This window comes from Gilliamella sp. HK2, from assembly GCF_001690265.1.
GTDB classification, from domain to species: domain Bacteria; phylum Pseudomonadota; class Gammaproteobacteria; order Enterobacterales; family Orbaceae; genus Gilliamella; species Gilliamella apicola_C.
On sequence record NZ_LZGV01000095.1, the window covers coordinates 60,330 to 85,326 of the forward strand.

At 35.5% G+C, this 24,997-nt stretch carries 22 protein-coding genes, 1 pseudogene and 1 riboswitch; of the genes and pseudogenes, 10 read left to right on the plus strand and 13 right to left on the minus strand.

Going from position 1 to position 24,997, the window contains the following annotated elements; genetic code table 11:
• Complete coding sequence (gene tamB / locus A9G45_RS10465; protein WP_065567266.1) at window positions 1–3,822, plus strand: autotransporter assembly complex protein TamB; 3,822 nt, start codon at window positions 1–3, stop codon at window positions 3,820–3,822.
• A gap of 51 nt (window positions 3,823–3,873) precedes the next feature.
• On the opposite strand, the gene mnmD is transcribed toward tamB, so the two are convergent.
• Window positions 3,874–4,587: a tRNA (5-methylaminomethyl-2-thiouridine)(34)-methyltransferase MnmD gene (gene mnmD / locus A9G45_RS10470; protein WP_065567265.1), complete on the minus strand. Its 714-nt coding sequence runs from the start codon at window positions 4,585–4,587 to the stop codon at window positions 3,874–3,876.
• A gap of 87 nt (window positions 4,588–4,674) precedes the next feature.
• Between mnmD and A9G45_RS10475 the strand changes: the two genes are divergently transcribed.
• The 6 genes from A9G45_RS10475 to A9G45_RS10500 all read left to right on the plus strand — a co-directional run bounded on the left by A9G45_RS10475 (window position 4,675) and on the right by A9G45_RS10500 (window position 9,468).
• Window positions 4,675–5,406, plus strand: a complete 732-nt coding sequence (locus tag A9G45_RS10475; protein ID WP_065567264.1) for a 1-acylglycerol-3-phosphate O-acyltransferase — start codon at window positions 4,675–4,677, stop codon at window positions 5,404–5,406.
• Between the two features lie 3 nt (window positions 5,407–5,409).
• Complete coding sequence (locus A9G45_RS10480; protein WP_065567263.1) at window positions 5,410–6,180, plus strand: methyltransferase domain-containing protein; 771 nt, start codon at window positions 5,410–5,412, stop codon at window positions 6,178–6,180.
• Window positions 6,181–6,290: 110 nt separating this feature from the next.
• Complete coding sequence (rfaD, locus tag A9G45_RS10485; protein ID WP_065567262.1) at window positions 6,291–7,217, plus strand: ADP-glyceromanno-heptose 6-epimerase; 927 nt, start codon at window positions 6,291–6,293, stop codon at window positions 7,215–7,217.
• Between the two features lie 15 nt (window positions 7,218–7,232).
• Window positions 7,233–8,282 carry an ADP-heptose--LPS heptosyltransferase RfaF gene (gene rfaF / locus A9G45_RS10490; RefSeq protein WP_065567261.1) on the plus strand — a complete coding sequence of 350 codons (1,050 nt, stop codon included), beginning with the start codon at window positions 7,233–7,235 and terminating at the stop codon, window positions 8,280–8,282.
• Window positions 8,282–9,244, plus strand: coding sequence for a lipopolysaccharide heptosyltransferase RfaC (rfaC, locus tag A9G45_RS10495; RefSeq protein WP_065567260.1), 963 nt, complete (start codon window positions 8,282–8,284; stop codon window positions 9,242–9,244). The genes rfaF and rfaC overlap by 1 nt, the downstream gene beginning before the upstream one ends.
• Before the next feature lie 23 nt (window positions 9,245–9,267).
• Window positions 9,268–9,468, plus strand: coding sequence for a YaeP family protein (locus A9G45_RS10500; protein ID WP_065567259.1), 201 nt, complete (start codon window positions 9,268–9,270; stop codon window positions 9,466–9,468).
• Here A9G45_RS10500 and A9G45_RS10505 read toward each other — a convergent pair.
• The 3 genes from A9G45_RS10505 to trmA all read right to left on the minus strand — a co-directional run bounded on the left by A9G45_RS10505 (window position 9,461) and on the right by trmA (window position 12,997).
• Window positions 9,461–10,873 (minus strand): heavy metal sensor histidine kinase, encoded by a 1,413-nt coding sequence (locus A9G45_RS10505; protein ID WP_065567258.1) that lies wholly within the window; start codon window positions 10,871–10,873, stop codon window positions 9,461–9,463. The two genes, A9G45_RS10500 and A9G45_RS10505, sit on opposite strands and share 8 nt — an antisense overlap.
• Window positions 10,851–11,537: a heavy metal response regulator transcription factor gene (locus A9G45_RS10510; protein ID WP_065567284.1), complete on the minus strand. Its 687-nt coding sequence runs from the start codon at window positions 11,535–11,537 to the stop codon at window positions 10,851–10,853. The genes A9G45_RS10505 and A9G45_RS10510 overlap by 23 nt, the downstream gene beginning before the upstream one ends.
• 362 nt (window positions 11,538–11,899) lie before the next feature.
• Complete coding sequence (trmA, locus tag A9G45_RS10515; RefSeq protein WP_065567257.1) at window positions 11,900–12,997, minus strand: tRNA (uridine(54)-C5)-methyltransferase TrmA; 1,098 nt, start codon at window positions 12,995–12,997, stop codon at window positions 11,900–11,902.
• Between the two features lie 349 nt (window positions 12,998–13,346).
• On the opposite strand from trmA, the gene srmB reads away from it, so the two are divergent.
• Window positions 13,347–14,657, plus strand: a complete 1,311-nt coding sequence (gene srmB, locus A9G45_RS10520) for an ATP-dependent RNA helicase SrmB (RefSeq protein ID WP_065567256.1) — start codon at window positions 13,347–13,349, stop codon at window positions 14,655–14,657.
• 118 nt (window positions 14,658–14,775) lie between these two features.
• Window positions 14,776–15,378, plus strand: coding sequence for a peroxiredoxin C (locus A9G45_RS10525; RefSeq protein ID WP_065567255.1), 603 nt, complete (start codon window positions 14,776–14,778; stop codon window positions 15,376–15,378).
• A 93-nt stretch (window positions 15,379–15,471) separates the two neighbouring features.
• Here A9G45_RS10525 and A9G45_RS10530 read toward each other — a convergent pair whose 3' ends face one another.
• From A9G45_RS10530 to eco, 9 genes and pseudogenes are all read right to left on the minus strand, one after another.
• The gene (locus tag A9G45_RS10530; RefSeq protein ID WP_065567254.1) at window positions 15,472–15,786 is read right to left on the minus strand and encodes a DMT family transporter; all 315 of its coding nucleotides are present in this window, start codon (window positions 15,784–15,786) and stop codon (window positions 15,472–15,474) included.
• A 26-nt stretch (window positions 15,787–15,812) separates the two neighbouring features.
• Window positions 15,813–16,136 carry a DMT family transporter gene (locus A9G45_RS10535; protein WP_218057105.1) on the minus strand — a complete coding sequence of 108 codons (324 nt, stop codon included), beginning with the start codon at window positions 16,134–16,136 and terminating at the stop codon, window positions 15,813–15,815.
• A gap of 493 nt (window positions 16,137–16,629) precedes the next feature.
• The gene (locus A9G45_RS10540; RefSeq protein WP_065567253.1) at window positions 16,630–16,944 is read right to left on the minus strand and encodes a hypothetical protein; all 315 of its coding nucleotides are present in this window, start codon (window positions 16,942–16,944) and stop codon (window positions 16,630–16,632) included.
• A 257-nt stretch (window positions 16,945–17,201) separates the two neighbouring features.
• Window positions 17,202–17,846, minus strand: a complete 645-nt coding sequence (gene ribB / locus A9G45_RS10545) for a 3,4-dihydroxy-2-butanone-4-phosphate synthase (protein WP_065567252.1) — start codon at window positions 17,844–17,846, stop codon at window positions 17,202–17,204.
• Window positions 17,847–18,009: 163 nt separating this feature from the next.
• Window positions 18,010–18,189, minus strand: a riboswitch (FMN riboswitch).
• A gap of 110 nt (window positions 18,190–18,299) precedes the next feature.
• Entirely contained in the window at window positions 18,300–19,058 is a 759-nt protein-coding gene (locus A9G45_RS10550) for an ABC transporter permease subunit (protein WP_081295587.1), read from the minus strand.
• Between the two features lie 243 nt (window positions 19,059–19,301).
• Window positions 19,302–20,174: pseudogene (gene potH / locus A9G45_RS10555) on the minus strand (putrescine ABC transporter permease PotH); the annotation flags it as partial.
• 318 nt (window positions 20,175–20,492) lie between these two features.
• The gene (potG, locus tag A9G45_RS10560; RefSeq protein ID WP_218057107.1) at window positions 20,493–21,629 is read right to left on the minus strand and encodes a putrescine ABC transporter ATP-binding subunit PotG; all 1,137 of its coding nucleotides are present in this window, start codon (window positions 21,627–21,629) and stop codon (window positions 20,493–20,495) included.
• 100 nt (window positions 21,630–21,729) lie between these two features.
• Window positions 21,730–22,839, minus strand: coding sequence for an extracellular solute-binding protein (locus A9G45_RS10565; protein ID WP_065567251.1), 1,110 nt, complete (start codon window positions 22,837–22,839; stop codon window positions 21,730–21,732).
• A 339-nt stretch (window positions 22,840–23,178) separates the two neighbouring features.
• Window positions 23,179–23,673 carry a serine protease inhibitor ecotin gene (eco, locus tag A9G45_RS10570; RefSeq protein ID WP_065567250.1) on the minus strand — a complete coding sequence of 165 codons (495 nt, stop codon included), beginning with the start codon at window positions 23,671–23,673 and terminating at the stop codon, window positions 23,179–23,181.
• A gap of 120 nt (window positions 23,674–23,793) precedes the next feature.
• On the opposite strand from eco, the gene ydiK reads away from it, so the two are divergent.
• The gene (gene ydiK, locus A9G45_RS10575; RefSeq protein WP_065567249.1) at window positions 23,794–24,846 is read left to right on the plus strand and encodes an AI-2E family transporter YdiK; all 1,053 of its coding nucleotides are present in this window, start codon (window positions 23,794–23,796) and stop codon (window positions 24,844–24,846) included.
• The last annotated feature ends 151 nt before the right edge of the window (window positions 24,847–24,997 follow it).

Below are 24,997 nucleotides of genomic sequence, written 5' to 3' on the forward strand. Positions count from 1 at the left end.
ATGAATAACAACACGGCTAGAATTAAAAAAGTAAAAAAATTAAAACGGATACGTAAATGGAAAAAACGAAGCGTTGCCATTTTATCTGTTATCGTTTTTCTCACTGTTTTTACTATTCTACTTATCTACACAAGTTTAGGTGTCAAAATAACCACTTATGTTTTAAATAAATTTTTACCCGAGCTAAAAATTGCCCAAGTTGAGGGTACGTTTCATGATCTACATATACAAGGGTTCTCCCTTGAATTACCAGGTGTTAATGTTCAAGTCAATGAGGCTTCATTGTCACTTTCTGGGCTTTGCTTACTAAAAACAGAAGTGTGTGTAGATCAATTTAATGCCAATGGGGTAAAAGTTTCCATTAACACCGAACAAATTGACAGTTCGCCAAGTGAATCAAGTGAACCAGCAAGTGAACCTAATGAAGAAAACTTCTTCAAGCTCAAAACACCATTACCGATAGATCTTAAACAGACCCACCTAACGGATGTCAATGTTATTGTTGATGATATGCAATTTGGCATGTCAGACTTTACAGGAAAAGCCACATGGGTGAATCATCAGATTTATGTTTACCCTGCTGTTGCAACAGATCTAAGTGCTATTTTTGCGGATAAAACACTGACAAATCAAACCGTAACAACAACAGACAAAGACATTGCACTTAATGAAAAAATTACCGAGATTTTTAATCAACCGCTAATTGATTCATTGCCCCAAGTTAATATTCCATTAGATATTAATGTCACAAGTTTAACTGGTAATCATTGGTTATTACATATTGGTGGACAAGATTATCGATTTAATAACGTTGTTATTCAAACCGATATTGTCAATAGTCACATTATTGTAAAACAAGTGGAATTTGATGCTAGCACCCCTTATGCCAATGGACATACTTCTGCCTCGGGCGAAATTACATTACACGATAACTGGCCTGTACTAGCATTAATTAAAGCGAATACTGAACAAAACCAATTAAATGCTCAGTTTTCAGGAAAATTGCTTGGCGAACTATTAGCTAATATAAAGATGAGTGGTTTAAATCAAATGGCTATGAGTGGGCACCTTAATTTTATTGAAAAATACTTACCTATAATGGCTCAACTTGAAGGTAAGCATATTCAATGGCCAATTGAGGGATCAGCGCAATACCAGCTAGATGATTTTTCAACATCAATAAAGGGTAATGTAAAACAATATCAACTGTCAGCCAAAGGTAATATAAAGGGACAAGAACTAGCCAATACCAAGTTTGAGATTGTGGGCACAGGAACCAACCAAGACGCAATGATAGAGCGTGCCAACATAAAATTACCGCATGGGGAAATTAATGTAGCGGGAAATATAAGTTGGTTACAAGCATTACAATGGGATACAAGCCTAAAGCTAAATAATGTCGATCTCACTAACGAGCTACCAAGTTATCCTATTCGATTAAATGGTCTATTAAAAACAACTGGTAAGCTTGAAGAGGGTAAATGGATAGTAAATTTATCCGATTTGCAGTTAAAAGGTAATATTAATCATGCTGATTTTTTCGCATCTGGTAGCATGTCTAGTAATTTAGAAAATAAAATCTCTGCTAATAATCTTGTGATTAAATGGGGTAAAAATCAGATAGATTTAAATGGAGCGAACGATAAAGGCAACTTGTTAGCAAAATTGAATCTTGAATCATTACCGCTATTAGTTGATGGTATGCAAGGATCTATTGCTGGAAATATAAAACTCAATGGCACATCTGATAATGCAATCGTAGACACGAATTTAACCATTAATTCACTATCTTTCGATACAATAAAAATAGCTAAAGCCAATGTTACTGGCAAAGTGGAATATAAAAACCAAGCCAGTGGCAACATGAAGTTAACGGCTCAAACAATAGAGCTACCTGGTCAAACAATCAAAAAAGCCAATATTGAACTATCTGGCAGTGAAAACCTTCATACTTTAACGGTTGATATTGATGGTGAACCAGCATCATTAAAAACTTCGTTAATAGGAAAACTGAATAAAGCGCGTACAAAATGGAACGGAACGATTCCTCATGCCCGACTACACTTAGGCAATAATAACAATTGGCAACTCACTAAATCAGTGGACTTATCTTATGATGTAGCCCATCAAGTGCCCAGTATTAATGCCCACTGTTGGAATAATAATCAGTCAAGTATTTGTCTTGATAAACAATTATCATTAACTAATAATACCAATACAAGCATTACCTTAAAAGAGATTAATCTGTCTAAATTGCCCATACCAACCGATGGTGAAACCAAACTTGCAGGTAATGTTAATGGTAAAGTCATCATACAATTTAATCATGATAGTATGCTACCATCAATCAAAGCCAATATAACTAGTTCTGATGTTTATATTCAACAAATGCTTACCTCAAAAGCGCTGCCTCTACCTTTCGATCTTTTTAAAATAGAGGCTGAGTTTAATGAGCAACAAGCCAAACTCGATTGGCATTTTAGTTTAAATAAGCTAGGAAAAATCAATGGTAACCTTATTATCACTGATCCAGTAAAACAAAAAAAATTAAGTGGTCAATTAAATATCAATCAATTAGCTTTGGCAATTATTAATCCGTTATTGGATAGCAAAGATTATGCTAAAGGCGCTATTAATGGCACGGTTAAATTTTCTGGTTCACTAAATGATCCGTTACTAACTGGAAGTATTGGCTTAAAACATAGCGAAATAAAGTCAAGTCAATTACCCATTGATGTTAAATCAGCCAAAGTTGATATCAATTTCAATGGAAAATCATCCACATTAAAAGGTATGTTAACTACGCAAGCAGGCAATGTTAATATTAATGGTAATGCCAGCTGGAATACCTTTGACAAATGGCAAGCTTCGTTAACCGTGAATGGAGCTGCTATGGAAGTTTCGGTACCGCCAATGATTGTTATGACCATTGTTCCAGATATTAAAATCAATGCGACACAAGACGAATTAACATTATTAGGCAAAGTTAACATACCAAAAGGGAAAATAACGGTTGAATCACTTCCGCCATCAAGCATTGATGTATCTCCTGATGAAGTCATGCTTGATACAAATCGAAAAGAAATTAAACCACAAAAATTTGGCATGAACATCTTTAGCCACCTTGAGATCAATATTGGAGATAAAGTCACTGTTGATGCATTTGGGTTAAATGCCTCTCTTAAAGGTAATCTGATTGCGACACAAACCAATAAAGGACTTGATCTGCATGGAGAAGTGTTGATACCAACAGGTCGGTTCCACGCCTATGGGCAAGATTTAATTATTCATAAAGGCATTATCACATTCTCAGGATCGGCAGATCAAGCTAGGCTTGATATTGAAGCTATACGCAATCCTGAATCAATGGATAATAGCAATATCATGGCGGGAATTCGCGTTACAGGATCGTCTCAATCACCTAAAATTGAAATATTCTCAGACCCAGCTATGTCACAACAAGAAGCCCTTTCCTACATAATTCGCGGTCAAGGGCTTGATAGCGCAGAACAAAGTGATAGCGACATGATGACAGCACTGCTAGTTGGTATTGGCACAGCAAAAACAGGTAAATATGTTGGCGATATCGGTAACCTATTTGGTATCAAAAATCTAACACTTGATACACAAGGCGCAGGCAATAGCTCTAAAGTTGTGGTTAGCGGTTATATATTACCTAATTTGCAACTCAAATATGGCGTTGGTATATTTGATTCATTAGCTACATTTACTTTACGTTATCGTTTAATGCCGAGCCTCTATTTAGAGGCTACATCAAGCTTAGCGCAAACATTAGATCTAATTTATCAATTTGATTTTTAAGCTGAATAAAATTTGAATAACCATTTTGCCTTGCCAAACTCCTTGGCAAGGCTACTTATCTTTATAACCAATTAACATTTCACGCTTAACCCCATAACCTTTACGTTTAAGCACGTTAAATCCTGCATTAAGCAAATTTCGTCGCACAAATCCAGCCGCAGTAAAAGTGGCAAATGAACCATTTAAGGCAGTTAATGCATAACAATCTTTAAATAAGGATTCTGTCCACATATCTGGATTTTTTGCTGGCGAAAACCCATCAAAAAACCAAGCATCAACTAATACCTTTTGTTTAGTTAAAAATGTCGAAAAATGGCTGATATCAGCATAACAAATTGCTAAACTGACGTTATCAAACTGGCAATAAGAGTTAATTAAACCGTTTTGAAGACGCCTAGCTAACAAAAATAGGGGGGTATTTTTAGAAATCACACTATCATGAACCTTTATTAATTCATCTAACGATAGTGGGTATTTTTCGATACTAAAAAAAGTAAGGTATTTAAGTATATGTTCTGGATTATGACGCCTAAAATGCAAAAAAGATTGCCATAAGATCAAAAAGCTCAATCCAGAGCCAAAGCCTGTTTCGCCAACAACAAAGGTATCTTTGTTATGCTCAACAAAGCGTTGCTGTAAATTATTACCATCTATAAATACATACGTTGTTTCATCAATTGCGCCTTGTGTATTAAAATATACATCATCAAAATAAGTAGAAACAGGTATCTGATTTTCATCCCAAATAATAGTCGATTTATGCATAAACCACCTTGAATAACTATTTTTAACAAACTGTATATTAACTCAGATTATGTATATAATACGCCAAGTCAACTTATGAGGTAAATTATGGTATTTCTTTTTCGCTTAATTAGCGTTGTAATAATTGGTATTATCATTTGTGTCTTAGGCATCATTTTTTGCCTACTTAACCCAAGAAATCCCAAAAATGTAGCAAGATTTGCTCATTTGTTTGGGTTTGTCTTTAAACCCATAATGGGCATAAAAGTTGATACTCGCATCTATCCTGATATTGATAAATTAGGTAGTTGCGTATATATCGCTAATCATCAAGATAATTACGATGTAATTGTAGCCGCTAATGTACTACAGCCCAAAACGGTTACCGTAGGTAAAAAAAGCTTAGCTTGGATTCCTTTTTTTGGGCAACTTTACTATCTTACAGGCAATATTCTTATTGATCGGGACAATAAATCAAAAGCGCGCAATACAATCGGAAAAGTCGTCAATGAAATTAAGAAACGCGGTATATCTATCTGGATGTTTCCTGAAGGCACTCGTAGCCGTGGTCGAGGACTATTGCCATTTAAAACAGGTGCATTTAAAGCAGCAATTGCTGCTGGTGTACCAATTGTGCCAATTTGTGTATCGCAAACCAATGACATTAAATTAAACCGTTTAAATAATGGCCATATGATTGTTGAAATGCTAGAACCAATTGAAACCAAAAATCTATGCAAAGAAGATGCTAGAGCATTAATGGAACAATGCTACACGAAGATGGCAAACAAAATAGCACAAATAAATGATGAAGCAAAACAGTTGAACAATCAAAAATAACTTATGAATAAACAAGATCGCAATTTTGATGATATCAGCAACAAGTTTGCACAAAACATTTATGGCACAACCAAAGGTAAAATTCGCGAAGCGATAGTTTGGCAAACACTAGAAGAGATCCTAGCAACCTACCCACCTAATAGGCCACTCACCATACTTGATGCGGGCGGAGGGCAAGGTCAAATTGCCTGCCGTCTTGCAAAACTTGGGCATCAAGTCACACTTTGCGATATCTCAGAACAAATGTTAGCACTTGCTAAACAAAAAGCACAGATGGAAAACGTAAAGATAAATTGTCTTTGCTGCCCGATTCAGCAGCTTGATAGCTTAATTAACCAACCTTTTGATTTAGTTATTTGTCATGCTGTATTAGAATGGATCGCTGAACCAATTGCGTTATTAAAAGCATTAAAAAAACATCTTAAACCCGATGGCTACTTATCGTTAATGTTTTATAACTATCATGCCCTTTTATTTAAAACTGTCACATTAGGTAATTTTGGCTATACACAAGCAGGTTTAGCTAAGCGCAAAAAAAAGACGCTTTCGCCCGATTTTCCAAGAGAACCCATTGATGTATATCAATGGCTTAATCAAATCGATTTTACCATCCTACAAAAAACAGGCATTCGTATTTTCCACGACTATCTTGCCAATAAAGCCAAAGCAGAAACTCACTTTGAGCAACTATTAGAACTTGAACAAAAGTACTGCCAAACTGAGCCTTATCTTAATTTGGCCAGATATATTTTAGTTACAGCAAAATTAAGATAATTTTATAAATAGTCTGGCTTTCATTCACGTTTTTTTAAATGATTACTCGAAAATTTTGCCATAAATCGGTATCATAAGCGGATTGATTTTATTGGTTAAGGAAAATAAACATGATCGTGGTAACAGGCGGCGCTGGATTTATTGGTAGTAATATTGTTAAAGGTTTAAACGACCAAGGATATAAAAACATCTTGGTTGTTGATGATTTAACTGATGGCACAAAATTTGCCAATTTGACTGATTTAGATATTGCTGATTATATGGATAAAGATGAATTTATTACAGCCATTATCAGTCATGAAGATCTTGATATTGATGTCATATTTCACCAAGGTGCTTGTTCATCAACCACTGAATGGAATGGCAAGTTTATGATGGAAAATAACTACGACTATTCCAAAGATTTATTGCATTACTGCTTAGACTTCAACATTCCATTTTTGTATGCTTCATCTGCCGCCACTTATGGCGGGCGCAGTGATAACTTTATTGAAGATCGCGCTTATGAAAAACCATTAAATGTCTATGGGTATTCTAAATTCTTGTTTGATCAGTATGTAAGAGGTCTATTACCACAAGCTAACTCGCCAGTTTGCGGATTCCGTTATTTTAATGTCTATGGACCTCGCGAATCACATAAAGGCAGTATGGCTAGTGTCGCATTTCATTTAAATGAACAAATTAATAAAGGCGAAAAACCGAAACTATTTACTGGCAGCGATAATTTTAAACGTGACTTTATTTACGTCAGTGATGTGGTTGAGGTCAATTTATGGTTTTGGAAAAATAAAATCTCGGGGATTTATAACTGTGGAACAGGCCGAGCAGAATCATTCCAAGCTGTTGCCGATGCAGTGCTTAATTACCATAAAAAAGATGAAATTGATTATGTTCCTTTTCCTGAACACCTAAAAGGACGCTATCAAAGCTATACGCAGGCTGACTTAACTAAATTTAGGCAGACAAAATGCCCAATCGAGTTTAAAACTGTTGCAGAAGGCACCGCAGAATATATGAAATGGCTCAATGAGCAATAAAAAGGATCTGATTAAATGAAAACACTCATTATCGGCCCTTCATGGGTTGGCGATATGATGATGTCGCAAAGCCTATATCGTACATTAAAACAACTTGATCCCAGTAACGAAATTGATGTGCTTGCACCAGCTTGGTGCTCTGCACTATTAAATAGAATGCCAGAGGTGAATCAAGCAATTACAATGCCATTGGGTCATGGTGAGTTTGCTTTAACAAAACGTCGTGAGATAGCTAAATCACTGCGAAATAATCATTATGATCAGGCCATTGTATTGCCTAATTCATTCAAGTCAGCATTGATACCTTTTTTTGCAAAAATTCCTAAACGCACTGGTTGGAAAGGCGAAATGCGCTATGGAATATTAAACGACTTACGTAAACTTGATAAACAAGCTTTTCCATTAATGGTTGAACGCTATATTGCGCTTGCTTATCCTAAAGATCAAATTCATTCAGCTTCCGATTTACCTCATCCGCTATTGTGGCCAAAGCTCAATGTCAAGCAGGATGAAATAACTCAAGTTCTATCAACCTTTTCAATAACTCAAGAAGAGCCTTTAATTGGTTTTTGCCCTGGTGCTGAATTTGGACCTGCCAAACGTTGGCCTGATTATCATTACGCTACACTTGCCGATATGCTTGTTAAACAGCATGCCAAAATTATTATTTTTGGTTCAGCAAATGATAAAAATGTAGGTGAACAAATTATGGCAAAAATGACCTATGCAAATAAATGCATTAATTTGGCTGGTCAAACTCAATTAGAACAAGCCGTTAGTTTAATTGCAGCTTGTAAAGCAATTGTGACTAACGATTCTGGATTAATGCATGTGGCAGCTGCGTTAAATAAACCATTGGTGGCTCTTTATGGGCCTAGTAGCCCTGATTTTACTCCGCCGCTATCAGATAAGGCAGAAATTATCCGTTTAATGACTGGATACCATCGTGTTCGTAGAGGTGATACCGAGCAAGGTTATCATCAAAGTTTAATTGATATTAAGCCAGATAGTGTTTTTGAAACATTAATGAATCTTATTATGCGTTGTCAAAAGAGTAATGAATAATGCGTGCATTAATTGTTAAAACATCTTCAATGGGTGATGTACTACATACATTACCAGCTTTGACCGATGCAGCCAATAGCTTATCTAACATCACATTTGATTGGGTAGTTGAAGAAAATTTTACTCAAATACCTAGCTGGCATTTTGCCGTCGATAGAGTAATTCCTGTTGCGATAAGACGTTGGCGAAAAAATTGGTTTGCTAAAAATGTTCGTCAAGAACGCCATAAATTTATCCAAACACTTAGCCAGCAAGAATATGATTGTATAATTGATGCACAAGGGTTAATTAAGAGTGCTTTTTTAATCACACGCAAAGCACATGGTATTAAACATGGTTTAGATCGAAAAAGCATAAAAGAACCTATTGCAAGTTGGTTTTATGATGTAAAACACAGCATACCGAAACAAATGCATGCTATTGAGCGCATTAGATTGTTGTTTGCACAAAGTCTACAATACAAACAGCCTGACTCAATTGGTGATTATGCAATTGCTCAACATTTTTTATCTTCATTACCAGATGATAATCAGCAATACTTGATTTTTTTACACGCAACAACGCGAGATGAAAAGCATTGGAGTGAAGAAGCCTGGCGAAATTTGATCAAACTGGTTGAACCAACAGGCTTAAAAATAAAATTACCTTGGGGAGCGCCACATGAGCAAGCGCGAGCAATCCGGCTAGCTCAAGGATTTAAACACGTCGAAGTACTCCCCAAACTATCACTTTCCGACATAGCAACCATTATTGCTGGGGCAAAAGCAGTGGTTTCAGTAGACACCGGATTAAGCCATCTAACCGCAGCATTAGATCGCCCAAATATCACTTTATTTGGTGAAACTGATCCAAAGTTGATTGGTGGTTATGGAAAAAACCAATTTAGCATTATCTCAAACGAAAAAATGATGCAAACTATTCAAGCCGAGCAAGTTTACCAACAATTGGCTAATTTTTTATAACGGCACCTCAAGGAGCGAATTTAATGAAAAAATATAGCGATCTTATTTATGAAAAATACGCACAAATTGGCAGTAATGATCTCGGTTATATTGAAGATGCCTTAGGTGCTGTCATGCAAGTGTTAAATGAAGTTGTGCTTAACAACCTTGTACCACAAGAACTAAAAGATAAAGCTGCTTATGCAGCAGCTAATTTATTGATTAGTGACTTTGATGTTAAATAGCAGTTGGTAAATTGATAATAAAGCGTGTCGATTGCTCGTCAGATTCGGCAGAAATCGTACCTTTATGCGTTTCAATAATAGATTTAACTATCGCAAGCCCTATTCCAGTGCCCGCGCTATCATTTCCGTTACGATGGCGTGATTCCTCAACGCGATAAAATCGGTCAAAAAGATGTGGCAAATGCTTACTGTCAATTTTTTTACCTGGGTTAGAAATAACGATTTGCACACGTTTTTCATTCACTTGCTTTAATGTTATGGTTATTACCTGATTTTCTGGAGTATAACGAATAGCATTAGATAAAATATTACTGATTGCTCGTCCCAACATCATTTTATCACCTTGAATATGAGAACAGTTACCATCAAGGTTGAAAGTGATATTTTTCTCGTCAGTCAGTGGCTCAAAATACTCACACATTAATGTGATCATATTATGTAAATCAATATCAATTAAATTAGGCACCAATTGGCGATTATCTGCTTGAGCCAAAAACAGCATATCGGAAATCATCTGTGACATTTTTTCATATTCTTCCAAATTAGAGTATAAAATCTCACGATATTCATCTGTCGTTCTAGCATTATTGAGCACAATTTGCGTTTGAGTAGTTAGATTAGTAATTGGAGTTCGCATTTCATGGGCAATATCTGCTGTAAAATTGCGTTGCCGATGAAACACATCCTCCATACGATTAAGCATATCATTAAATGCTTTGACCAAACTCACGTATTTAATTGGCACTAAAGAAGTAGGTATGCGGTAATTCAAACTTTTAAGGTTAATTTTTTCAATCTTTTTAATCAATCGATTAATCGGCTTTTGGGTAAAATAGATACTAATAAAAGAACCAATTAATACCAAAATACAAGCAATACCAATAAGTAAACCTAAACCGTCACGTAAACGTCGAATGAATTCAATCTGTAGATCACGGCCAATAGCAACGATTGTGGTATAGTGCTTGCCATTTTCAATGGCAACATATGAGGCCGCAACTCGATATGATGATTTGTCTTGATTCCAAATATCTGTCCCGTGATTTTCAACAATGTTATCAAAATCAATTTGTGTTTTAGCAAAAGCCAGATTGGGTCCACGGGTTCGGTAAACTATTTTTCCCTGCTCATCAATAATATAAACAAATAACCGATGGTGCCCTGTCAAAATTAATAACAAATTTTGAATAAACTCATCACGGTTCTCGTCGGGAGAATAATAAACAAGCTCACGCTCAATAGAGTCAATAACCGAATTAAGTTCGGACACATTTTGCTGAATTGAAAGTTTTTCAAAAGAACGTTCAATTAGAAAGCTGAAGCAATAAAGTAAACCACACGTTATTAAACAAACAATAAGAGGCAAACGCAATGAGATTAACTTATTCGGGTTCATCCAAGACATCTAACTTATACCCCATTCCGCGGACTGTATGAATTAATTTAGGCTCAAAATCGGCATCAATTTTATTACGTAAGCGTCGAATTGCGACATCAATAACATTGGTATCACTATCAAAGTTCATATCCCAAACTTGCGAGGCGATTAGTGAACGTGGTAATACTTCACCTGGGTAACGTAAAAAATACTCTAATAATAAAAACTCTTTATTGGTTAAATCAATGCGCTTATCACCACGTGTTACCGTGCGCTTAGGAAGATCCATGACTAGGTCAGCAATACTCAATTGAGAATTATTAACCTGTGGGACATTACGTCTAAGCAAGGATTTAACCCGAGCCAGTAATTCAGCAAACGAAAAAGGTTTGACCAAATAATCATCTGCACCTAAGTTAAGACCTTTTACTTTATCCTCAACACTGCCCATAGCAGTGAGCAACATAATTTGGGTATCTTTGCCAGCCTCACGCAGTGACTGAACAATTTTCCAACCCACAATGTCAGGTAACATGACATCTAAAATAATTAAATCGTAATCTTCTGTCATCGCTCTATGATAACCATCAAGACCATTGTTTGTTAGATCAACAACAAATCCAGATTCAACTAAACCTTGACGAAGATACTCACCTGTTTTTTGCTCATCTTCAACTACTAACAATTTCATATCTGAATACTTCCTTTGTTGTTTGCCTGGTTGTCGAAATTGCATAATACTGCTATAGAATAAATGATAAACATTAAATCAATCATGATATATTAATGACCATTTTGTAATGTTTATGTCACCAATCAGTTGGTTTGTCTTTGCTATAGTAGCTACACAATGATTCATGAGGCTAGACATTATTGTTTCATTGTTTTATTTCCTTTCATCCATTCCTTGCAATTTAATGCAGCCCTAGTTTATCTAGGGTTTTTTTTTATCTAATTTAGCGCAAGTCTGTATATATACTGAAAACAATAATTAGTCACACATAAATTGGGCTTATTGTAGCAAAAATATCCTGTTTTGAATATCAGATCCTTTTACTTTTTACACAATACTATGCCTGTTTCGATATGATCGGTATAAGGAAATTGATCAAACATCGCAAAATGTTGAATTGAATGCGTTTTACTCAATAACTGCAAATTGTCGCGCAATGTATTTGGATTACACGAAATATAAATAATAGTTTTATAGGATTTCAATATATCAATAGTATTTAAATCCAATCCTGCACGAGGCGGGTCAACCAGTACCGTATCACACTGATAATCATCTAAATGAATTCCTTTTAAACGATTAAACTCACGCTCTTTTTTTATTGCGCTGGTAAACTCTTCAGCCGACAATCGGATAATAGTAAGGTTATCAATATGGTTAATGGCAATATTATGCTGAGCAGAATAAACTGACGCTTTAGCAATTTCAGTGGCCAATACTTTTCGAAAGTTTTGTGCCAGTGCAATTGAAAAGTTACCATTACCACAATAAAACTCTAGTAAATCACCCGACAAATTTTTAGTGACTGATACAGCCCACTGTAACATCTTAATGTTCACCGCCGCATTAGGTTGAGTAAAACTATTTTCAACTTGACGATAAGTAAACGTTTTACCCATTATGGGTAAAATCTCATCAACATAATCGACATCAATTGCAATTTTTTGATTGCTAGCGCGCCCGACAATACTCGCATTTACGCCTTGTTTAGCTAATTGCATTTTTAATTTTTTTGCTTCAATTATCCATTCATCATTTAACTTTTTATGATATAAAAGCGTAATTAATAACTGACCACTTAAGGTTGAAAAATAATCGATTTGAAACAATAAATGCCGAAGTAGATGATTATGCTGTAATAAAGGCAAAATAGTTTGCATCGCTTGATTAATTAATTTAGTCGCAATAGGAAATTCATCCACGCGTACCCGTTTTTTTGTCTTTTTATCATACATAATATGATAAAGCTCCTCACCATGATGCCAGATTCTAAACTCAGCTCGCATTCGATAATGGCTAATGGGCGATGAATAGACTGTTAATTCGGGAAGAGAAAAGTCTGATAATAATGTTTTTAAAATATCTACTTTCCGTTCTAATTGCTTATTATAGTTATCAATCGAAAAACATTCAGTCATAGTTATTATCTGATGGTTATTATAGAAATATTATTTAATAGGAAATTTTGAACCAGCTTGTATTAAGGTACAAATTGATTAAGCGTTAAACCGCAACGGAATAGCCTAATCGCCATTTTACATGCTGTAATAATTTATCTAATCTTACCATAAACACTCAAAGATGATAAGTTTTGCTTAAATAAATCGTTAAGTTTTTAGGCATACAAGTTAACATTTTCTTCAAGATAACTTATCTGTAAGCAAATAACGTATAAAGAACGAATAATAATCCATCACACTTTTATTGATTGTAGTTATAGTAATTGCCGTTATAATGTGTCTTATAATTTTAGATGAAAAGATCATTATGACAGTACACACTTTTTCTGATTTAGAGCTAGATGATATATTAATTCACAATCTTCAAACGCAGGATATAAACACCCCGACAGCAATCCAAGCACAAACGATTCCTGTTGCTCTAGATGGCAAAGATATTTTAGGCTCAGCACCAACTGGTACGGGTAAAACACTCGCTTTTTTAATTCCTGCTGTGCAACATTTATTAGATTTCCCTCGTCGTAAATCTGGGCCACCACGCATTTTGATATTAACACCAACGCGTGAGCTCGCCATGCAAATTGCCGAGCAAGCCAAATTATTAACCGAATCGACACCGCTAAGCATCGCAACCATCACTGGTGGGGTTGCTTATATGAATCACGCTGAAGTATTTAGCAAAAATCAAGATATTGTTATTGCAACAACAGGTCGATTATTACAGTATATAAAAGAAGAAAATTTTGATTGCCGAGCAGTTGAGATGCTGATTTTAGATGAAGCAGACCGCATGCTCGATATGGGTTTTTCACAAGATGTCGAAACCATATCAGCCGAGACTCGCTGGCGTAAACAAACGTTACTATTTTCAGCGACACTTGAAGGAGAAGGGTTACATAATTTTGCTAGCCGTATTTTAAATGCACCAATCGAAATCAATGCTGATCCATCACGCAAAGAACGTAAAAAGATTTTACAATTTTATTATCGTGCTGACGACCTATCTCATAAAGTGGCACTACTTACTCACTTACTAAAACAACAAGAATTAAAAAAAACGATTGTATTTGTCCGTAAACGTGAACGTGTGCACGAATTAGTAAGCCTGCTACATCAAGCTGGCATCCATAGTTGCTATTTAGAAGGCGAAATGGTGCAAGCGAAACGTAACGAAGCAATAAAAAGAATGAGTAACAACACAGTCAATGTGCTTGTTGCAACCGATGTCGCAGCACGTGGAATCGATATTGACGATATCACCCATGTTATTAATTTTGATGCGCCAAAAACGGCCGATGTTTATTTACACCGTATTGGTCGCACTGCACGTGCAGGTAAAAAAGGTACGGCAATTATGCTAATTGAAGCTCATGATAACGAATTACTACAAAAAATTGAGCGCTATATCCAAGAACCAATAAAGCTAAGAACCATTGATGAATTGCGACCAAAAACAAAAGCCCCAAAGCCAGCAACAAAGAAAAAACCTTCGCAAAAAGCAAAATTAAAAAGTGCTCGCAAAAAAGAAGATACCAAGAAGAAAAAGATAAAACAGCGTCATCGAGATACCAAAAATAAAGGTAAACCTAAAAAATTAATAAATAATACCGAACAATAATCAACAGTTAATAGCTTAAACTTATGATACCGATTGTTTATAACAACTTGGACAATCGATTTTAGTTGCTATAATGCTTCACGATATGATTTACATTTAATTAGCAAGGAGAAACACTATGACATTAGTCACTCGCAAAGCCCCAGATTTTACATCAGCAGCAGTTTTAGGATCTGGAGAAATTGTTAACAATTTCAATTTATCACAACATATTCATGGTAAATATGCTGTGGTTTTTTTCTGGCCAATGGACTTTACTTTTGTTTGTCCATCAGAGATCATCGCATTTGATCACCGCCTAGAAGAATTCAAAAAGCGAGGAGTTGAAGTTATTGGTGTTTCAATGGACTCTGAATACGTACATAACGCTTGGCGAAACACACCTCGAGACAATGGTGGTATTGGTGAGGTAAAATTCCCGATTATTGCAGATATCAAACACGAAATTATGCAAGCATATGGTGTTGAACATCCTGAAGCCGGTGTGGCATTACGCGCATCATTCTTTATTGATAAATCAGGTATTGTACGCCATGAAACGATTAACGATTTACCAATTGGTCGTAATATCGACGAAATGATTCGTATTGTTGATGCGTTCCAATTCCATGAAGAGCATGGAGAAGTTTGCCCTGCACAATGGACAAAAGGTAAAAAAGGCATGCAAGCAAACCCGAAAGGCGTTGCAAGTTTCTTAAAAGAGCATGCTAACGAAATTTAATTTAATTTAATTTCATTTCTTTTTTTATTCAACCTTACATTATATTTTACCGGAGTTTATCTCCGGTTTTTTTGTCAGTATAATCAAAACTGATTATAAAGTAGCATGTAAACCAACAACACCAATAATAATAATGCTCAAACCAAATAATCGAGAAAAGTTTTTAGGCTCATTGAACAATAACATATTAGCTAACACTGCCCCCGATGTGCCAAGACCAACCCAAACAGGATACACAATACTCAATTCAAGATAATGGAGAGAAAAGTAAAAAAGCATAAAAGAAACAGAAAATCCTCCCCAATATAAAACAAGCCTAAACAGACTTTTTTGCTCTGCATATAACTTAAGACCAATCGCTCCAAGAACTTCAAAAACAGTTGCAATTAATATCAATAGCCATCCCATGATTAAATTTGTCCTTTATTGTAATATTAACTATCCGCACGTTTAAGTTGTACAACACCAATAATGATAAGTGCCACAAAAAAAAGTTGAATTAATTTAATTTCTTTGTCAAAAAGCAACATGTCAATCACTGTCGCACCAACTGCACCAACGCCTGAAAATATGGCATACACTGTACCTGTGGGTATTGTTTTACAAGCATTGGTTAAAAAAGTAAAATCGACAACAATTAGCAACACAATGATACCCCACTGCCATAGCTCGGTTGCGATGCTAAACCCTAAAATCCAACATAACTCAAAAAAGCAAGTCAGCACTACAAATGCCCACTCTTTATTCACGCTTAACATAGCTACCTCGTTTTGCTACTTTATTTTTTGTCATAACCTATTTTATATAGCACTTGATAATGATCTATCGTCGATAAACAACGACAAAATAAAAGATGGTTCGCAAACAGAACATTTGCCACCAAAAGAGCTTAATTACTGTATGTTTTTAACTATTAAGTCAAAAAAACGAATAAGTCAAAGCAACTAACCTTCATGATACCTTACTATAAGTTTTATTATTATTTTTCAATAAGGTAGATAATTCTATAATGAAGAATCATCAATAGCAAGAGCAAACTTTTATAATTCAATGTATTACAATTTATATAAGTTAGCCTGCCTATTCCATATCATACCATATCGTATGCTTTTAGAAAGATATAAAAGAAATAGATAAATTGATAGAAAAAAATAAAAATAATTATACTTTTTTAATTTAATTTTAAATCAGTATAGAATAATAAGATGTTGTTTTTAAACCGTTTTTATTATAAATCTAAAGTAGGCGTTATCATACTTGTTTAGTATCGCTATTTATAGGACAGTTAAGTTGGTTAAGCATAGGAAAAGGAAAGTAATTAGTCAAAATACTATGGGCTGTTAAAAAATAACTATCGCCATCAAGAAGATAAATAATTGGCCAACCACCCTTGGGAGCGGGTGGATTAGGTGCATAAATAGTAATTTTATAATCACTATGAGAGCTTGAATAAAAAACCTCTGTTTTAGAATTAGTTACAATCACATTCATCGATTTTGTTGATTCAGCTTGACAACCAGTAAGTGTTAAAAGTGCCATAAGATAAATAAAAATAGAACGTAGCATAAATTATCCAGATGTAAGCAAAATTTTTCTTCTTAATAAAATAAGCGAACAAGTCACGCTTTTCAAGCCAAATCGATAAAAAGACTAACTTCACTAACCCGATAAAAAACATTAACTTATAAACCTAAAAAATATTTCAGATAGCAGCTTTATCAATAGGGTTTCGATACAAAAAAATAAGTTAGATTTTTTAACGTTAAATATGATGAGTATAAATAACTCCGCCGAACAATTTCATCGGCGGAACAATTGTTAGCTCAAGCGTTGAGAGTGTTACGATACTCAACTATATCTTCAATGGTTACAACGGGCATATGGTATTGTTTGGCAAACTTTACCACTTCAGGTGCTCTTGCCATTGTGCCATCATCATTTGTTAACTCACACAGGACTGCAGCAGGTTTTAAACCCGCTAATGTCACTAAATCAATTGATGCTTCGGTATGACCTCGGCGAACCAATACCCCCCCTTCTTTAGCAACTAATGGAAAGACATGCCCGGGGTGATTAAGATCGCTAGGTTTAGCGTTATCATTAACCGCAGCTTTAATGGTCGTAACGCGGTCGGCAGCTGATACCCCCGTTGTTACACCATCGGCAGCTTCAATCGAAATAGTAAACGCAGTATTATTTTTACTGGTATTATTGGCCACCATCATAGGCAATTCCAATTCTTCGCAACGTTTTGGCGGTAAACATAAGCAAACAATGCCACTACCATAACGAATAGTAATAGCCATTTGTTCGGGGGTGATTGACTCAGCAGCCCAAATAATATCGCCTTCGTTTTCACGATCTTCATCATCTAAAACTAGCACACCTTGACCGGCTTGAATTGATGCAATGGCCTTTTTGACTCGTTCGATTGGAGTTCCAAACTCATTCAGATTAAACTGATTCATGGTAAATACCTATATTTTTAATTTGCTCATTTCATTATTTACTTAATTAAATTTGAATCATTATTGATGCATCAAATTAATTAAGTACAAATAAATAAAATACCAGAATCAGGGCTGTGCTTGACCAGTATGACTTTGCCTTTCAGCAAACATGAGAAAGATAAGCAACTCTCTTTTATCCAGACTTTAACTGTCGGCTTTGGAATTTCACCAAATCTGCTTGACCTTAATATATTTAGATGGTTTGTTGTTAATAAAATAAACAGACCATTAAAATCTAAAATATTAAGCGCTCGTGGGCTATACCACCGGTGGGGAATTACGCCCCGCCCTGAGAATTTAGCCAAATAAATTGACCATTCACACTATAATACAAAATGATGGAAAAAACACGGAGATTTTAAAACGTAATATTGCCGCAATATGCGGCAATATTGAGATAAGAGGCAGGATTTAGTGCTTATGTGTTTCTTGAATGCGACGTCGCTCAGACTGACGCATCCATAACCACGAAATAAAACCGATAATCCCGACAATGAGTAATATAATTGTGGCTAAAGCGTTGACTTGTGGATCGACCCCTAAACGTACTTTTGAAAATATTAATTTAGGTAATGTCATTGCGCCTGGCCCTGTTACAAAATTAGCAATTACGACATCATCAAGTGATAAGGTAAATGCAAGTAACCAGCCAGAAACTAATGCCGGTGCAATCATTGGTAATGTAATAACAAAAAAGACTTTCAATGGGTTAGCACCTAAATCTAAAGCCGCTTCTTCAATAGATTTATCAAGTTCACGAAGCCTTGCACTAATGACTACCGTAACATAGGCAGTGCAGAAAGTCGCATGTGCCATCCAAATAGTTATTGCACCTCGATCTTTTGGCCACCCCAAGACCTGCCCCATGCCCACAAACAATAATAACAATGCCAAACCAGTAATAACATCAGGCATAACTAACGGCGCTGTTGTCATAAATGAGAACAAATTAGACCCACGGAATCGTCTAAAACGGATAATTGCATAAGCGGCTAATGTGCCGAGCACAACAGCAAAAGTAGCAGCGCATGCAGCAATAGATAGACTTAATCCGACAGCTTTAAGTAGTGTTTCATTGTGAATTAGCTCAAAATACCATTTGACTGAAAAATCCGCCCAAACTGTTACTAGCCGAGAACTGTTAAACGAATAAACAATCAAAATGATCATGGGGATATATAAAAACGAAAAGACAACTAAAAAGATAAGCCCCTTCAAGCATCGAAAAAACAGCGCTATAGTAACTAAAGCCGTAAGTATAAAACTAAAAGTAATACAGCCGTAATAAAAGCCACTTTGCCCCAAAAGCGCTAATCCCGATGATGAAATCAAAATACTCAATAAAATTGCACCCAGCAAAGAGGAGATAAATACAATCAGGGCGGATCGTGTAATAACAGGTAAATTGTTCATCTATTTACCCCCCATTTGTCGATTTTGGAATTTATTAAAATAGTAAATTGGTACAATTAATATCATCAACATCACACTTGCAACGGCTGAAGCTGCTGGCCAGTCATGATTGTTAAAGAACTCGGTCCAAAGCTGGGTACCAATCATAATGCCTTCAGAAGGCCCTAATAATTCAGGGATCACATATTCACCTACAGCAGGAATAAACACCAACATTCCCCCAGCAATAACACCATTTTTGGTCAAAGGCACAATAATTTTAAAAAACGTTTTAATTGGTTTACAACCTAAGTCTAGTGCCGCTTCAATTAATGTCGAATCGACCTTACTTAACGATGTATAAATTGGCAATACCACAAAGGGTAAATACGAATAAACAATACCAATATATACCGCAAAATAGGTTTTCATAATAATCAATGGCTGATCAATGATGCCTAACCACATCAAAAAGTGATTTAACAGTCCATTAGGGTTCAAAATACCAATCCATGCGTAAACACGAATTAAAAACGATGTCCACGAAGGTAAAATAATCAATAATAGTAAAATGTTACGGGTTGACTGTTTACATTGTGAAATCGCCCATGCCAATGGATAGCCAATCAAAATACACAGTATGGTTGAAATGGCTGCAATTTTAAGTGATTGCAAATAGGAATCGATGTAAATAGTATCGCTAATTAGGTTTAAATAGTTGCCAAAATTTAGCGCAATATTAAGCATACCATCATCATAACTGAGTAAATCAGTATAAGGTGGTACAGCCAAAGCCATTTCTGAAAAGCTGATTCTAAATACAATTAAAAATGGCAATAAAAATAGTAGCAACATCCATAAGTAAGGAATGGCAATGACCACTAATCTACCATATAACGTCATCAAATCTGAATCGCTATGCTGTTGGCGCATTTTTTTATAAGCAAAATAAATTACTACAAACCCAACAGGAATAAACGCTATGCTACCAGCAATTATTAGCCGATAGGCGAATTTAGATGGCTTGTAATTAACTAAATATAAACCTAAACATGACAGCAAAAAACTCAATGTCATTGCGGTAAATAGCGCATCTAAAAATAAGTTATCAAAAGCACCTGTTGTTACAAAACGCCAATAAACATTGAGTAACACAAATGCATTTAATAACAATCCCAATAAAATGGATCGCATCACTATATCCTCTTTTGTTTATTCGGTAAGCACAACACAGCTATCAACTTCCCAACTTAAGTTAACAATATCTCCCCAAGTTGGCATACCTTTACGATAGCGGTGTTCATTTTGCAATTGTGCAATGATAATTTGGCCACTTGGCAATTTCACATGATAAATCGATAGATCACCTAAATAAGCAATTTCGACAACCTCACCTGTAGCACAGTTATACCCATCTTCAGGGAGTTGGTCACATAATTGGATTTTTTCTGGACGTAAGGCAATCTTAGCTGGTACACCTTCTACCGCTGGTGAATCATAATCGACTTTTAATGGATGTTTAATGGTAGGGCAACTGATAATTAAGCCGTCTTCTAATGTATCTTGTAAAATACCATCAAATATATTAACTGAGCCAATAAATTCAGCACTGTATTGGCAATTTGGATGTTCGTAAATTTCTTCTGGCTCACCAATTTGAACAAATTGACCTTTGTTCATAATGGCAATACGGCCTGCCATTGTCATGGCTTCTTCTTGATCATGGGTTACCATTACGCAAGTTGCTCCTACTTGCTCTAAAATGCTCACCACTTCAAGTTGCATACGATCACGTAGTTGCTTATCTAGTGCACCCATGGGTTCATCAAGCAACAATAATTTTGGTCGTTTAGCTAGGCTTCGAGCTAATGCCACACGTTGTCTTTGCCCGCCAGATAATTGGTGGGGTTTGCGTTTGCCAAATTGCTCCATATGCACTAACGCTAACATTTCTTCAACACGCTGTTTAATCTCATTATGACTTAACTTGTCTTGCTTTAGACCAAAGGCGATATTTTGCTCAACCGACATGTGAGGAAATAGAGCATACGATTGGAACATCATATTAATTGGGCGATTATAAGGTGGAACTTGTGATAAATCCTTACCATCAAGAATTATTTGACCTGATGTTGGTTGTTCAAAACCAGCAAGCATACGTAGTAGTGTTGATTTACCGCTTCCTGATGCACCCAGTAAAGCAAAAATTTCGCCAGTATAGATAGTCAAGTTGACATCATCAACAGCATAATAATCATCATTAAAAACTTTCGTTAAATTTTTGATCTCCAATAGCGGAGTTATCATCTTTTTTTTAGGCTGTACCTGATTTGTTGTTTTATTATTCACTCTTTTTTCCTCATAACAACAAGCCAAAAAAAACGAGACGGAAAGATCAAATTAATCTCCCCGTCTAGAATAGACCAATAAATAATTAGATAATTACTGCTTATTTACCAGTTTTTAATTTTGTCCACGTACGTGTGATAACACGTTCAAGTTTAGGTTCTTTAACTTTCAGGGTGAATAATTTTTCCATTACTTCTGGTTTTGGATAAACCGCAGGATCATTTTTCACATCTGGTTTTACAAATTTGTCGTTTGCTTCTTTATTGGCGCTAGCAAAATTAACATCATTAGTCACTTGCGCTGCAATTTCAGGTTTCATGACAAAATTTAAGAACTCGTGTGCTTCGTCAGGATTGGCTGAATCTTTTGGAATGGCAAAAGTATCAAAAAAGACTAATGCTCCTTCTTTTGGAATTTGATAGCCCACATGCACACCATTTTTTGCTTCATCAGCTCTATCGCGTGATTGTAAAATATCACCCGACCATCCTAAAATCACGCAAATATCACCATTTGCTAAATCGGTAATATATTGTGAAGAATGGAAATAGCGAATATTTGGGCGAACTTTTGCTAACAGCTCGTAAGCGGCGCCTGTGTAATCTTTAGCATCAGTACTATTCGGATCTTTTCCTAAATATTGAAGAGCACTTGCGAAAATTTCGGTTGGGGCATCTAAAAATGCTACGCCACAATCTTTCAGTTTTTCCATATTTTCAGGCTTAAATACTAGATCCCAGCTATTAACTGGCGCATCACTACCTAAACGCTCTTTAACTTTATCAATGTTATAACCAATGCCTGTTGTCATCCACACATAAGGGATGGCATATTTATTATCAGGATCATGGGTAGCCATTAATTTCATTAAATTAGGATCAAGATTTTTCCAGTTAGGCAATTTGCTTTTATCTAATGGAAGATAAATATCAGATTTAATCTGTCTTGCTAAAAAACTATCTGATGGCGAAACCACATCAAAACCAGAATGGCCTGCCATTAATTTACCTTCAAGTGCTTCATTTGAATCATACACATCATAAACAAGTTTAATACCTGTAGATTTTTCAAAATCAGTAATTGTATTAGAGCCGATTTGCCCTGCCCAATTGTAAAAATGCACGACGCGATCTTTAGCAATAGCAGGTTGAGATAACGCTAGTGAAACACCAGCCACGATTGAAAGAATTGTTTTACGTTGAGTAAACATGCTCACCACTTCTCCTCTAGTTGTAGGGATATTACATGTTAGACACAAGCCCATTGCAAAGACACAACGGACCCCCAAATTTTGCCATCGACGTTGAGAAAATGATATAAATTATCAATGTAACACCGCCAAGCGAAACCGAGGTAATCAGGCAATCACAAGTCATTAATAATGATAAATGAACATGTCGAGCTAACCTTGCATTACAAGGGATAAAATACCTTTTTTTTCAAAGATGTCCACTTAAAAAATCAAATATTGAAAGTTTCAAGATTGAGTGGGCATATTTTAACCACTCAATCGATAATTGATAACCAATTAATAATTCATAAATACAAACTATTCTGCATTAGCTTCTAGAATTTTATCCTTAGGTTGCCAAACACGGTATTTAACTTGCAAATCGTTAGGCACATAAAAAACTAATGGCACACTGCTGTTATAGTTAAATAAACCTAAATTGTGGCTAAGGGTCACAAATTGATTTTTATTGCTTCCTTCAGGGCAAGCCATTAAAGTTGAAATATTACCTGCGGCCTTTTCAACCACATAGTATGAATATCCCCAACCTTTAAGCTCTTCTTGCTTAACCGTACCACCAATATTATGTAAGTTACAATCAACATTCATTTCCTTGCCAATTATTACTTCAACTTTTGCATTATTTTCGTTAGCAATAGCGGGCAGATAAATAGCATAACGTGTAGTGCCCTCTTGAGCAGTTGGAAATGGCGCTGTATCATTAGCATTTTGTGCAACAGGTTTAATTTTTGGTGTGTTGGCACACGCCGTTAATGACACACCTAATAATGCCAATAATAATAATTTTTTCATTTTTAAATCTCCAGTATGAAAGAATGAATCATCGATACATCATATCATCAATACATCATATTAATTTTAATTGATAATGCGTATAATAACACAATATAGATTAATAAATATGGTGTTAAAATGCCAGCAGAAAAAAATACTACCGATTTACTCAAGTTAATTTTAAACTTATTAATTATTGGGTTGCTAATCATTATTACCTATCGTATTGTTGAAGTTTTCTTATTTGGATTCTTTTGGGCGGTAATGGTAGTCATTGCGACTTGGCCATTAATGATAAAAATCCAAAAAAAACTGTTTAACAAGCGCTGGTTATCGTTGCTTGTTATGGCGTTAATACTTGCATTTGTTTGCATTATTCCATTTATATTAATTATTAGCTCTGTAGCACAAAATGGCCACCATCTTATTGAATGGGCTAAAACGCTACAACATCAAACACTACCCACGTTTGACTGGCTTGAAAACATACCGACCTTTGGTTCCGAGTTACATCAAAAATGGTTAAATCTGATTCAAACCGATGGTACCGATTTAGTTTCAAGCATACAGCCTTATATTGGTACCATGATAGGTTGGCTACTTGAACAAGCCACTAACATTGGTATATTTATTTTTCATGCTGGCGTCATGATTATTTTTAGTCTATTACTCTTTTTAAAAGGTGAAAGCATCACTAAATATGTCTACTTACTAGCTAATCGACTCTCTAAGCAATACGGTGCAACCACCGTTACTTTAGCAGGGCAATCTATCCGTGCAGTAGCATTAGGCGTTGTGGTGACTGCCATCACCTTAGCGTTAATCGGCGGATTGAGTTTTCTTCTCACCAATATGCCATTACCTGGCGTACTGACACTCATCTTATTTATTTGCTGTGTAGCCCAAATTGGCCCTGTAGTGGTTATGCTTGGCTGCATCGCTTGGCAATTTTGGTCAGGTCATACCATTGAAGGTATCTGTTTAATTGTTGTTGCCATTATTTTAACCACTTTAGACAGCGTAATGCGTGCTTATTTAATAAAAAAAGGAGCTAATTTACCATTTTTACTCATTTTATTTGGCGTAATTGGTGGTTTACTTAGTTTTGGTATAATGGGATTGTTTATTGGTCCAGTAGTACTTGCATTAACTTACAAAATAATTGAAACATGGGTTGATGAGCAGTCTTAAACCATTTATTATCCTAGCAATAAAGCATAAACATGTTGCTAAAGGTTAATAAACATAATGATATGGCGTATTTAGCCTAAAGCAACTTAATCAAAATGCGCACATTTTAAAAGGAGTGTTATTTTTACTGGTCTTATTTACATTACTTTTA